Raw genomic sequence first — 12,750 nt, forward strand, 5'->3', positions numbered from 1 at the left:
GACGGAAAAAGGGGGACCCGCCGGGTGGCGGGTCCCCCTTTCGTTTGCCTCCGTGCCGCGTCAGGCGGGCATGCTCAGCAGCGCGACGGGCTTGCTGGTCGGCTGCCGGGAGCCGCCCGCCGGTTCCACGGTGATGCCGACGCCCGAGGCGTCGTGGGTCGCGCCGGTCATGAGGACGGTCTGGCTGGCGCGGTCGGGGCTCATCAGCCCGGCCGAGCGCATGGTGCCGTCCACGTCGAACCAGAGCTGGTAGACCTTGCCCCGCGGCGGGGCGGGCATGTCCGAGGTGACGAACACGGCCCGGTCCCGGGCGGCGGAGACCACCAGGGTGCCCGCGCCTCCGGCGATCTTCGCGGAGCGGGTGCGGGCGTCCGGCGCGGACAGCACTCCGGCCACCTCGTCGGCCTGCCGCTGGGCCTGCGCGGCCTGCTGCCGGGCGTCCTGGGCGTTGCCGTATTGCCACCACGTCGTACCGCCGAGCGCGGCCGCGGCGGCGATGCAGGCGGCGAGGGCCCAGCGGACGGCGCCGCCGCGCAGCGCGCGCCCGGCACGCATGGGCGTGGTGTCGGCCGGGGGTGTCTGGCGGACGGTGGTGATGCGTTGCAGCACCTGCTCGCGCATGGCAGGGCGGGCGGGTGTGGAGGCGGCCAGCGCGAGCCGGGCGGCGGTGGCGCCGAACTCCTCCACCTCCTGTGCGCAGGCCGCGCAGTCCGCGAGGTGGCGGTCCACCGCGGCGCGTTCCTCGTCGGACAGCGCGTGCAGCGCGTAGGCACCGGTCAGCGTGTGCGGGTCGATGATGGTCACGCGGTCACCCCCAGGCAGTCTCGGAGCCGGATCAGGCCGTCGCGCAGTCGGGTCTTGACCGTGCCGAGCGGCAGTGAGAGGGACTCCGCGACCTGGCGGTAGGTCAGGCCGCGGTAGTAGGCGAGGGTCACGGCCTGCCGTTGCAGGTCGGTCAGGGTGCGCAGGCAGCGCCGTACCTGCTCCTGTTCCAGGCGGGTCTCCACCTGTTCGGTGACCTCGTCGTACTCGGGGGTACGGTCGAGCAGCGCGGCCTTGGTGTCGCGGGCGGCGGCGGCCTCCACGGAACGGACCCGGTCCACGGCCCGCCGGTGGGCGAGCGTGAGAATCCAGTTGATGGCGGTGCCCAGCTCGGGCCGGTAGCGGGGCGCGGTGCGCCACACCTCCACCAGCACGTCCTGCGCGACCTCCTCCGACTGGGCACGGTCGCGCAGCACCGCGCGCACCACACCGAGTACGGGACCGGACACGGCGTCGTACACGGCGGCGAACGCGTCCTGGTCGCCGAGCGCGGCCTCGTGCACGAGTTGTTGCAGGTCCGGCTTGGACGAGGGGTGTGGGCCGATGTGTACGGCTTCCTTCACTACGGGGCTCCAAGGGTGCGGCTGACCGGGGTCTCCCCGTGTGATCCGAGGCCGGGCGGCCCGCGGATTGGTCGCGTGGACCGCACTGCGCGGACGACGGCGCCGGGACGCGACGAGGCCGCCCCGGATCGCTCCGGAGCGTCCTCGTCGGAAGGGTCCGCCGGTCGGGGACGGGTGTCTCGGTCCCGTCTTCCCTGATCGCCAGGAGTGATGGCCTGCCACTTTACCCGTGGGGGCGGGCGGCTCAGGTCCGGTCGGCGGCTGCCTCTCTCAGCCGCAGTCCCCGGGGGACGCGGGGTCGGTGTCCGCGTCCGTCTCGGGGGCGGTGGCGTCGGCGGTGGCGGTGTCCGCCGATGTCCCGGAGGCCGTGGTGTCGGTCGCGGTGGTGTCCGTGGTACCGGTGTCCGTGCCCGCGGTGTCCGTGGTGTCCGTGCCCGTGGCGGGCGTGGCCGGGGGCGGGGGGCCGGAGGACCGGCCGGCGTTCTCGATGGCGGTCGTGGACGGCTCGGCGTTCGATCCGGCCGCCGAGGAGACGCCGTAGGGGGTGCGGGTGGGCGGTGCCTGGCGGACCGGCGGGTGCGCCGGGGGCCGGGCGTGGACCCACGCCCCGGCGTGCGGGGTGTGCGGGTGCGCCGGGGCGCCGCCGTCCACCGGCGCGGCGGCCGGGTGGCCCTCGGCCGGGGCCTGCTGGGCCTCGGCGGTCCGCTCGGGCGTGGCCGCCGTGGTCCCGGTGGACCCGCCGGTGACGGACGTGGTCCCGGTGGTGGCGGGCTGCGGGTCACGGAGGCCCGTACGGGCGGACGCCGCGCCGGATTCCTCGTCAACGGCGGTGGTCCGGCCAGTGTCGGCCGCCTTGCCGGTGTCGGCTGTCTTACCGATGTCGGCGGGCTTCACGGCCGGGGTGGCCTTGACCGTATCGCCCGTGGTAAAGGCCCTGGCCGTGTCCTTGGCGGGTACGCCCTCGCCCTTGGCCGGGGATTCGCTCGCAGCCGGGGTCCTGGCGGCGAGCGTCACCAGGGGCGTGGCCCTGACGGACGCGGTGGACGAGCGGGACTCGGAGGGGGAGGCGGAGGCGGACGTGGAGGCAGACGTGGAGGCGGGGCCCGACCGGGGGTCCGGGGTCTTCACCGCGAAGGTGCTCACGGTGTGCGCCGGGCTCTCACCGGTCGTGGTGTCGGTGGCGCGGCGGTCTGTGGCGTGGTGGTCGGTGGCGCGGTTCCGGCGGTCACGGTCGTCGTCCGGGGCGGCGCGTCCGGTGCCGTGCTCCGGGGCGATCCCGGTCCCGGCGAGACCGTGCGCGGTGCCCGCCGAACCGCCGCCCACCAGCGCGCTCTTGGCGTGCGGGGCGCTGGTGTCGGGGGTGCGGTGCTGCTGGTGTCCGCCCGCGAGGTCGTCGCCGGGGGTACGCGCGTCGGCGGCGCCCTCGGTCCGACCGGCGCCCTTGGGGTGGACGCCCTCGTGGTCGGGGCCCTCGGTGGCCGGGTCCGCACCGGAGGCGTTCCGGTCGGCGCCGACCGGGCCCGTGGCGAAGGTGCGCGGTTCACCCGCCGCCGTGCCGCTGCCCGGCGGCGTGGACTCGGGCACGAGCGGGCCCGTGTCCCTGGGCTGTTCCTGCTGCGGGTTCTCGCTGGCGTAGCCGTCGGGGCCGGGGGCGCTTCCGCGCCCCTGTCCCTCACCGGCGACGGTCACCGGGCGTCCGGCGGCGCCCTCGTAATCGACCTTGTCGTGACGACTGTTGTTGTGCACGAACGGCACGGACACCAGCACGGCCCCGGCGAAGGCGGCTGCGGTCATCAGCGGCCAGCGGCCCTGCTTGGCGCGGTGCTGGGCGGTCGTACGACCGGGCCGCACGATACGGCCCTCGGCCGCCGCGACGGCCAGGCCACCGGTCAGGATCGCCTCGGCGGCTTCGGCGGCCCGCGCGCGGGCGGTCGCCCGCGCGTCCGGGCCGTCCCCGTCACCGGCGGCGGCCTGCGGCTGCCGTCGCCAGGCGTCCGGGCGGAACAGACGGCCCGTGACAGAGCTCTCCTCCCGTACCGGCACGGCCGGGGGTGCCGTGAAGGCCGCGCCGGTGACCGTCGCCACGGGCGCGGGGGCCAGCCGCACGGCGGCCATCGCGGCGGAAGCCGCCGCGCCGCCGGTGTCGTTCGCGTCCAAGGGCACGGCCAGTGCCCGCCGTATGCGCGGGGGCGCGGCCGCTGCCGCCGTGCCCGCCGTGGGCGACGGGCCGCCCACCTGATGGTCCAGGGCCATCCGTCCTCCTCAAGTAGTGTGCTTGCAAGGGGGGTTCGGTGCCGTGGTTCATGTGCTCGTCGAGAGCACACCGAGCGGGCCGGAGCACCGGTCCGGCCAGTCGGGAGCCGAACCCGTGGCGGCGGGCCGGTCCTTGAGGGCGAGGAGCCGGGCGAGCGCGCCCTCGTCGGCCTCGTCCAGCTCGCCCGAAGTCGAACGCGTCGCCGCTTCGGGCAGTTCACGCAGGAGTACGGCGGTGGCGCCCTCCTCCTCCGTCACCGCCAGCACCCGCAGCCGCGTACCGGGCGCGAACAGCACCTCGTCCACGGCACCGGCGCCCGCCTCGTACAGCCGCCCCGCCCGGCGGCCGGTCGCCGACCAGATGAGGTAGTGGTCGCCGGGCGGCACCGGATACGCCCGGTCCACCGCCAGCCCGCTCACCGGCACGGCTTCCCCCAACTCCTCGCCCGGCAGGAGGAGTTCGGCCACGGCACCGAGTCGTATTCCCACCGGGCGCATGACTGTGCCCCGGAACGAGGGCAGCCTGTTCAGCGCCGAGGCGAGAGAGGCGAGGAACGCCTCGAACTCGGGTGCGTGGTCGCGCAGTCGGGCATGCACCCACGGGGAGTCGTCCTGGGCGGCGAGGTACGCGTGCAGCGCGGCGAGGTCGGCGGCGGTGCCCTCCGGGTCGGCCGCGCCGCGCAGTCCGGGCACCCGGGTCAGCGCACGCGACACGGCCGCGCTGTGGGAGTCCCACTCGGCCCCGAGCAACGCACGCACCGCGTCCCGGTCGGCGGGGGTGCTGCGCCGGGAGGGGCGGACACCGGTCCAGGGAGTGAGGGTGCGGGACCGGGGGGCGGGGGTCTCGGTGCGGGACTCGGGCTCGGGGTCGGGGTGCCGGTGGGAAGGTTCCGGGGCCTGGGCGGCGCCGCCTTCCGGCAGGGTGCTGTCGCCTTCGGACACGAGAAGGGGGCGCACCGGCGCCGGGAGTTCCTCGGGGTCCTCGTCCGGGGCGGTGGCATCGGGGGCATCGGCGGGCGGGAGAGGTGACCAGGGGGTGTCGCCGGAGGTGCGGGCGGGCTCGGAGGCGGCCGGTCCGGCGTTCCCGGTGCCAGGACCGGCACCCCAGGATGTACCGACCGGCGATGAGGTCCGGGAGACGGAACCGGTCGCCTTTACATCAACTCCCGTTACGGAGAGGCTGGTCGAGGCAGCCCCGGCACCGCTCGGCGTCCCGCTGTCCACCGAAGCCGTACCCACCACCGCGATCGGACACGGACCCGCGCCGATCCCGGCGTCACCGGCCGAGGTCAGCGCGGCGGGAGCGGGACCGGGCGAGACCTCGTCCCGCCCGGAGCCGGGGTCCTGTTCCGAGCTGAGGCCCTGTTCCGAGCCGGGGCCCTGTTCCGAGCCGGGGTCCTGCGCCTCGGGCTCCGGAACCACGGGCGCGGAGGCCGCGTTGACCGCCGCACCGGCTTCCCTGTCCGGAACTGCCGGAGGGGTGACCGGAGTCGCGGCCACGGACACGGCGCTCCCCGCACCCGACTCCCCCGCGACACTCCTGCTGACGAATCCGCTCGCGGGCGCGGCACCCGGCGCCCGCCACCCCCGTGCCGTCACGGCCAGGCCGTGCTGCACGGCCAGGCGGCGCAGGGCGCGGTGGGTCGCGGGGGACGCCTCGCCGTGGACCTGGATCACGGTGCGTTCGCGGACGTCGTCCTGGAGGGCGGCGAGGAGGCGGCCGAGCGGGAGCCAGAGACCGGCGTCGTCGAGAGTGTGACCGGGGTGGCCGAGGTCGATGGTCATCGCGTCGGAGTCGGCGGGCCGGGCGGCGGCGAACGCGGGCAGGGGCGTGCGGTGCGGCCCGACCCAGAGTCCGGCGCGGGTGACCGCCACCTGCCAGTCCCCGTCCAGCCGGAGCGTGCCGGGTTCCCGGCCGGGGCGGAGGCCACCGATGGGCGCGCGCCAGCCGGTCAGCCGGGGCGTGGCCCCGGCGGGTACGCAGGTGACGGACTCGACGTAGGGCCGCCAGGAGGGGTCGCCCTCGGTGTCGAGCAGCATGACGCGGCTGACGGGGTTCGCGGCGGGGCCGCCCCACGGGTCGGCCGGGTGGGCGGCGCCGGGGGCGTCGATCAGGACGGGGAGCCCGTTGGACAGCTGGAGTTCGATGCCGAGCAGATCGGCGGCACCCTGGACGGCGGGCAGCGGGTCGCGCCCGTCGCCGGGCAGCAGGTTCATCGTGCCGCGTATGTGGGCGGGCAGGGCGGCGATCACGTCGGCGACCGCGTCGGCGGTGACCTCGGCGGCGTGCGGGGCGCCGAGGAGCAGCGCGGGACGGCCGGGGTCGGCCGGGAGGGCGTAGCGGACCGCGTCGGCCCCGGCCGGGGGCGCGCCCTCGGGGAGCAGGAGGAGCCCGGCCGGGATGCGGTGGACGGCGCAGCCCTCGGCGGTGTCGGGGGCGATGCGGTCGAGGGCGGTTCCCCAGCCGGGTTCGGGGTGCCGTACGCCGAGGCGGCGCGGGGTGAGGCCGCGCGCGAACCGCCACCAGGCGCCGGGGGTTCCGGGCAGGTCGGGGGCGAAGAGGGTGCCGCCGGGCACGACGACGGCGGCGCCCTCGGGGGCGATCACCTCGAACTCCCAGCGCTCGGTGAGCCGTCGGGCGGGCGCGGGCCGCCGCGGCTGTTCGGCGGCTCCGGCGGTCATGACGAGGCGGAGCACGGTGACACCGTTGTCGGCGCACGCGTCGAGCGCGGGGGCGAGTTCGTCGCAGAGCGCGTCGGGGTCGTCGAAGCCCGCGCCGACCAGGACGGTGGCCTGGTGGGGGGCGGGTGCGGCGAGCAGTGCGCGGGCGCTGTCGGCGAGGTGGCCGGGCAGCGGTCCCGGCCGGTGGACCACCCAGACGCCGTCGCCGCCGCTGACTTCGAGGTCGTTCGCGGACGGGGCACGGCGGCGGGCGCCGCGCGGGGTCATCGGGGGCACCGCGCCGGGCCGGTGGCATCGGTTGCGTCCCGGTGGGTCCCCTCGCCGGGGCGGCCGACGGTAGGGCGAGTGATCACGGACGAAAAGATATCGCCCGTCCCCCCGCGACAGAAGTGCTGTGGAAGGCACTTCGCCATTCATTCGACGGGAACGCTTCGGGATACCCGATTTATTCACCTGATGGACAGTCAATACATTGAACCCACGTGATGGTTGGGGGTCCGGGCCGATACGGGGCACTTCTTCCGGCCACGTTGTCCGTAATTCGGTGAACGGTGCGTGAATTGCCTTTCGGCAGCCGCCCTTTCGTCCTGTACAGGTCGGCTCGGGGCCGGTGGAGGCCCGTACGATACGGGCCGTCCACGGCAGGACCGGGACGGGCGCGCGCGGGGACATCGAATGGTCGTCGCGGCCATCGCGGGGACATCGGGACGGAGACGACATGGCTTCCAGGACTGCGTACCGCGTGACGGCGCGGACGGGGGGACGTGCGACGGTCCGGCCGCTGCGTGCCGTGCTGGCCGGGGCGCTGGTGCTGCTCACGGCCGCGACCGGATACGGGGCCGGGGCCGGGTCGGCGCATGCGGACCCCGTGCCGACACCGCTGCCGTCCGCGGACGCGACCGCTCCCCCGGCGATCCGGCTGCCGGTGATCCCGTCTCGTTTCGAGCCGTTGAGCGACGGCTGCGTGCGGCCGTCCGCGACCGTGGTGCCGCAGGTGCCGTGGGCGGAGTCGAGTCTGGGCCTGGGCCGGGCGCGGCAGTTGGCGTCCGGGGCCGGGGTGACCGTGGCCGTGGTGGACAGCGGGGTGTCGCGGAAGGCGCCCGCGCTGGCCGGGCGGGTCACTGCGGCGGGTGCGGCGGGCGCTGACTGTCTGGGGCACGGCACGTTCGTGGCCGGTCTGATCGCGGCGGCCCCCGCGCCGGGCGGCGGGTTCGGCGGGGTGGCGCCGGACGCGTGCGTCCTCGCGGTGCGCGGGCTGGCGGCCGACGGGACACCGGACGAGGCGGCCGTGGCGGCGGGCATCCGCGCGGCGGCGGACGCGGGCGCACAGGTCATCGACGTGTCACTGGCGTTCCCGCGCAGCACCCGGGCGCTGGACGACGCGCTGCGGCACGCGGCGGCGAAGGACGCGCTGGTGGTGGCCGCCGCCACACCGGACGACCCGCCGCGGACGACGGGCGGGGACGGCGAGGAGCCGCCGCCCGTGGCGATGTGGCCGGCCGCGCGGTCCGGGGTGCTGTCCGTGGTGGACGTGGACGTCCTCGGTGACCGTCCCGAGGACGCGGCCCGCCCGGTGCGCGCGGATCTCGCGGCGCCCGGTGTCGGCGTGACCGGCATCGGCCCGTCCGGCCGGGGCAACTACCTCGGCAACGGCCCGTCCGTGGCGGCGGCGTTCACCGCCGGAGCGGCGGCGCTGCTGCGCTCCTACCGCCCCGATCTGACGGCACCCGAGGTGGCGGCGCGGCTGACCGCGAGCGCCTATCCGGCGCCCGTGCCCCGCCTGGACCCCTTCGCCGCGCTGTCCGCGTCGGGCGGGTCCCCGGCGTCGGCGGCCCGGCCGTCCGCCGGGTCCGCGATCTCTCTCCACGTCCCCCGCGAGGACCCCGCACCCGGCCGCCGCGCCACCCTGATCACCTGCGCGGCGCTGCTCATCGCGCTGGTGCTGGGCGCCGCGTCCCTGCTGCGCCGCCGCACCCGGGCGGCGACGGCGCGCGAGGTCTGAGCCGCCGGGCCACCCGCTCCGTACGGACCGGTCAGAACAGGTCCGCCCCCGTCCCTTCCTCCTCCACCATCGCCGTCTGCACCTGCACCGTGGTGCGGCGGGTGATGTAGAGGCCGCGGCCCGGCGGGAGGATGCGGGGCTTGGTGTTGTTGAAGAGGTAGCCCTCGGCGGGCGGGCAGGACAGCAGCAGGCCCGGGGTGTTGACCTCCAGCATGCGGCGGACCAGCGGATCGTTGATGCCGCGCATGGCACCGGCCGCCGAACGGGTCAGCACCATGTGGAAACCGATCTCGTAGCCCAGCGGCAGGTGTTCCATCAGGGGCTCGAACGGGTTGCGCATGGGGTTGGCGACGAGGTCGTAGTCATCGACGAGGACGAAGAGGCGCGGCCCCTTCCACCAGTCGCCCTGCCGCATCCGGGCCGGGGTGATCTCCGGACCCGGCGCGCGGGTGCGCAGGGCGCGGGCGACGCCGTCCACGAGTTCGCGGAGCTGGTCCACGGAGACCGCGTGCCCGAGTCGGTAGGGCTCGGGGACCGCCTCGATCAGCTCGCGGCGGAAGTCCACGACGAGGATGCGCGCCTCGGCGGGGGTGAACCGCTCGGCGACGGTACGGGCGAACAGCCGGAGCAGGTTGGTCTTGCCGCTCTCCGCGTCACCGAAGGACACCAGGTGCGGGGTGTCGGTGAAGTCGTGCCAGGCGGTGCCGAGTTCGGTCTCCTCCACGCCGATCGGGACCCGGAACCCGCGCGTCCCGCCGCCTTTGCCGCTCGGGGCGGCGGGCGCGGCTGCCGGGGAGGGGAGTTCGGTGGCGGGCAGCCGGGTCGGCAGCATCCGTACGGGCGGTGCGGCGGGCCCGGTCCAGTTCTCCGCGACGGCTGCCACCAGGTCCGCGACACCGTCGGCGAGGTCGGCGGGGTTCTCCACTCCGTCGATGCGGGGCAGGGCGGCGAGGAAGTGCAGCTTGCCGTCGGTGGTGAGGCCGCGGCCGGGCAGCCGGGGCACGGTACCGGCCTTGCGGATGTCCACCGCGGAGTCGAGCGCGTCGCCCATCCGCAGCTCCAGCCGGGTCGCGGACTGGTCGCGGATCTGTGCGGAGAGTTCCACCCAGCGGGCGGTGCTGGTGATCAGGTGGATGCCGTAGCTGAGGCCGCGCGCGGCGATCTGGTTGACCGTGGGCACATGGTCCTGGAAGTCCTGGCGAACCGTGGACCAGCCGTCGATGACGAGGAACACGTCACCGTGCGGTTCGTCGGGGAACTCCCCGGCCGCGCGGCGCCGCCGGAACGTCGGCATGGAGTCGATGCCGTGCTCCAGGAAGAACCGCTCCCGCCGCCCCAGCAGCGAGGTGATCTCCGCGAGGGTGCGGCCGATCCGTTCGTGGTCCACGCGCCCGGCGACCGAGCCGACGTGCGGCAGCCCGGCGAGCCCGGACAGCGTGCCGCCACCGAAGTCCAGGCAGTAGAACTGCACTTCGCGCGGGGTGTGGGTGAGCGCGAGCGCGGTGATCAGGGTGCGCAGCACCGTGGACTTGCCGCTCTGCGGCCCACCCGCGACGGCGACGTGCCCGCCCGCGGCGGACAGGTCCACGGTGAGCAGGTCGCGCTGCTGCTCGAAGGGCCGGTCGATGATGCCGACCGGCACGGTGAGGCCGCCCCGGCGCACGGAGCCCGCGGTGGTCAGCCCGTGGCCGGGTTCGGGGGCGAGCGGCGGCAGCAACGTGTCCAGGGTGGGCGGCAGGTCCAGCGGAGGCAGCCACACCTGGTGCGCGGGCGGCCCGGCGTCCCGGAGCCGGCCGATGGCCACGGCGAGCAGGGCGTTGTCGCCCGCGTCGGGCTCGGAGACCTGTGGGCCGGGCGCGGGCGGCGCGGGGTCCGGTTCGGGCGCGGGCTGCCGGGTGGCCACCCACTCCCCGGTCCAGGGGACGACCTGGCTGGCGACCTGCGCCTGGGCGAGCGCCCCGGTCCGCTGCCGGTAGGCGCCGGAGACGTACGCGGCGCGGAACCGGGTGAGCGCCTCGATGCCGCTCTTGAGGAAGCCGCTGCCGGGCTGCGGGGGCAGTTCGTAGGCGTCGGGGACACCGAGCACGCCCCGGCTCTCCATCGCGGAGAAGGTACGCAGCCCGATCCGGTACGACAGGTGGCTCTCCAACTGGTGCATGCGGCCTTCGTCCAGGCGCTGCGAGGCGAGCAGCAGATGGACGCCGAGGGAGCGGCCGAGTCGGCCGATCATGACGAACAGGTCCATGAACTCCCGGTGTGCTGCCAGGAGTTCACTGAACTCGTCCACGACGACGAACAGGCTGGGCAGCGGGGCGAGCGGGGCACCGGCGGCGCGGGCACGCTCGTACTCGAGGGCGGAGGTGTGGTTGCCCGCGGCCCGCAACAGCTCCTGACGGCGGACGAGTTCGCCGTGCAGCGCGTCCTGCATGCGGGAGACCAGGGCGGCTTCGTCGGCGAGGTTGGTGATCACGGCGGAGGTGTGCGGGAGTTCGTCCAGGCCGAGGAAGGTCGCGCCACCCTTGAAGTCCACGAGGACGAAGTTCAGGGTCTCCGAGGAGTGGGTGAGGGCGAGACCGAGGACGAGGGTGCGCAGCAGTTCGCTCTTGCCGGAGCCGGTGGCGCCGATGAGCATGCCGTGCGGGCCCATGCCGCCCTGCGCGGACTCCTTGATGTCGAGGTCCACCGGGCGGCCGTCCGCTCCGACGGCGATCGGCACCCGCAGCCGGGCGTGTTCGGAGCCGGTCCTGCGCCGCCAGTAGGCGGCCGGGTCGTGCCGGTGCAGGTCGGGGATGCCGAGCAGGCTGGTGAGCTGGATGTCCGATTCGAGGGGGCGCGCGGCCTCGGCGGTGTCACCGGTGCGCATCGGCGCCAGGACGGCCGCGAGCGCGCGGGCCGCCGCCGGACCGAGCCGGTCGGCCCGGCCCAGCGGGGTGACGGTCTCCTTGCGGTTGCGGTCGGTACGGACGAGACCTACGACGCCGGGACCGGCCGAGGCCGGGGCAACGGCAGCCGGAACGCCCGTACCCGAAGCGCCGCCGCCCCGCGTGACCGTACCCGCGCCCGTCCCGCCGGGCCCGCTCTCGTCCCCGGCCCCGGTGCCGTCCCCGGTCCCAACTCCGTCCGCGTCGAAGTGCAGCCGGAGCACGGTCCGGCCCGGTCGCCAGCTCAGGCTTCCCGCGAGGTCGATGACCACGCAGTTGCGGTATCCGCCGCGGTCGAGGCGGTGTCCGGCGGGGAGTTGGCCGCCGTCGAGGACGACGACGGTGAAGGGTTCGTCCTTGGCGGGGGACGCGGCCGGGTCGAACGGGGGCCGCTCGGTGAACTCCTCGCCGAGCAGGTCCTCCAGTTCGGCGGCGGTGCCCGCGATCAGCCGGGCCGGTCCGGCGCCGTCGCTGTCGTGGGCGTGCAGGGTGTGCGGCAGCCACTTCGCCCAGTCCCACTCACCGCGCCGTTCGGGTGCCACGCAGAAGGCGATGACCAGGTCCTGCGGTGCGTGCATGACGGCGAGCTGGGCGACGAGGGCGCGGGCGGCACCGGCCACGGTGTCGCGGTCGCCGCGCAGCAGGACGCGGGCCCAGGTGCGCAGGAAGACGGCGGTCGGCTGGTCGGGAACGGTGGAGTAGGCGTTGATGAAGGCGCGCAGGGCGTGCGCGGTGAGCGGGTCGAGGTCCTCGACGGGTTTACCGGCCGTCGCGGTGAGCCGGAGGCCCAGCCGCTGGTCGCCGACGGCGAGCCGGACCTCCGCGAAGTCCTCGTCGCCGGGCCGCCGTTCCCACAGCCGGGAGGTGCGGGCGAACGACCAGAGCGCACCCGGTTCGGGGTGCCGCCAGGCGAGCGCCCGCTGCTGGTCCGCGACCGCGCGGCGGACCCGGCGGCGCTGGGCGCCGAGGTAGCGGAGATAGTCGCGGCGGGCGCCCTTGAGCTTGTTCTTCCGGTCGGTCCCGGCCCGCAGCAACTGCCCGACGAGCATGGTGCCCATAGCCAGCACCATGATGCCCACAATGAGGTAGGTGATGGGGCTGGAGGCGGTGCCGGGGCGGGTGTAGAGCAGCACGACGGCACCGGACATCATCGCCATCGGCAGATAGGTCATCATCGCGTTGCCCGCGGGCTGCGGCTCGCTGATCACCGGGGGTTCCTGGAGCGCCAGGTCGCCCTCGGGCATCTCGGGGCCGCCCCGGCGGGCGGGCCTGCGGAAGTGCACCAGGCTCAACGAAGGTCACCTCATGGGCTGTTCGGGAGTCGCCGACGCATCAGAGCATGTCCGGGTGTCCGGCCAACTCCCTGAAGGAAACCTCATATTTACCGTACCGTCGCCGCCGCTTCACCCGGCGCCGGTAACGTCCGTGCCTGATGTGACGGCGGGGGCGCCCGTCGGCCCGTCGGCGTCCGCCCGACTCCCCCGGTGCTCTTGAGGAGAGGCGGCGC

At 75.4% G+C, this 12,750-nt stretch carries 6 protein-coding genes; 1 reads left to right on the forward strand and 5 read right to left on the reverse strand.

Going from position 1 to position 12,750, the window contains the following annotated elements; genetic code table 11:
* Window positions 1–60: 60 nt before the first annotated feature.
* The 4 genes from KUM39_RS11050 to KUM39_RS11065 form a co-directional block, all read right to left on the reverse strand.
* The gene (locus tag KUM39_RS11050; RefSeq protein WP_217785314.1) at window positions 61–804 is read right to left on the reverse strand and encodes an anti-sigma factor; all 744 of its coding nucleotides are present in this window, start codon (window positions 802–804) and stop codon (window positions 61–63) included.
* The gene (locus KUM39_RS11055) at window positions 801–1,385 is read right to left on the reverse strand and encodes a sigma-70 family RNA polymerase sigma factor (RefSeq protein ID WP_217785316.1); all 585 of its coding nucleotides are present in this window, start codon (window positions 1,383–1,385) and stop codon (window positions 801–803) included. Before KUM39_RS11055 ends, KUM39_RS11050 begins: the two co-directional genes overlap by 4 nt.
* A gap of 270 nt (window positions 1,386–1,655) precedes the next feature.
* Window positions 1,656–3,638, reverse strand: coding sequence for a hypothetical protein (locus KUM39_RS11060; RefSeq protein ID WP_217785318.1), 1,983 nt, complete (start codon window positions 3,636–3,638; stop codon window positions 1,656–1,658).
* A 48-nt stretch (window positions 3,639–3,686) separates the two neighbouring features.
* Complete coding sequence (locus KUM39_RS11065) at window positions 3,687–6,587, reverse strand: hypothetical protein (RefSeq protein WP_217785319.1); 2,901 nt, start codon at window positions 6,585–6,587, stop codon at window positions 3,687–3,689.
* 451 nt (window positions 6,588–7,038) lie between these two features.
* Here KUM39_RS11065 and KUM39_RS11070 point away from each other — a divergent pair, with 451 nt between their 5' ends.
* Entirely contained in the window at window positions 7,039–8,322 is a 1,284-nt protein-coding gene (locus KUM39_RS11070; protein WP_217785321.1) for a S8 family serine peptidase, read from the forward strand.
* A gap of 31 nt (window positions 8,323–8,353) precedes the next feature.
* On the opposite strand, the gene eccCa is transcribed toward KUM39_RS11070, so the two are convergent.
* A complete protein-coding gene (gene eccCa, locus KUM39_RS11075) occupies window positions 8,354–12,529 on the reverse strand; it encodes a type VII secretion protein EccCa (RefSeq protein WP_246619954.1) in 4,176 nt (1,391 codons plus the stop codon).
* Window positions 12,530–12,750 lie beyond the last annotated feature (221 nt).

The organism is Streptomyces corallincola (assembly GCF_019104725.1).
GTDB lineage: Bacteria > Actinomycetota > Actinomycetes > Streptomycetales > Streptomycetaceae > Streptomyces > Streptomyces corallincola.

Bases quoted from the DNA above. Each gene is read 5' to 3' on its own strand.
- KUM39_RS11060 (WP_217785318.1), bottom strand. From the start codon at position 3,638: ATGGCCCTGGACCATCAGGTGGGCGGCCCGTCGCCCACGGCGGGCACG.
- KUM39_RS11065 (WP_217785319.1), bottom strand. From the start codon at position 6,587: ATGACCCCGCGCGGCGCCCGCCGCCGTGCCCCGTCCGCGAACGACCTC.
- KUM39_RS11070 (WP_217785321.1), top strand. From the start codon at position 7,039: ATGGCTTCCAGGACTGCGTACCGCGTGACGGCGCGGACGGGGGGACGT.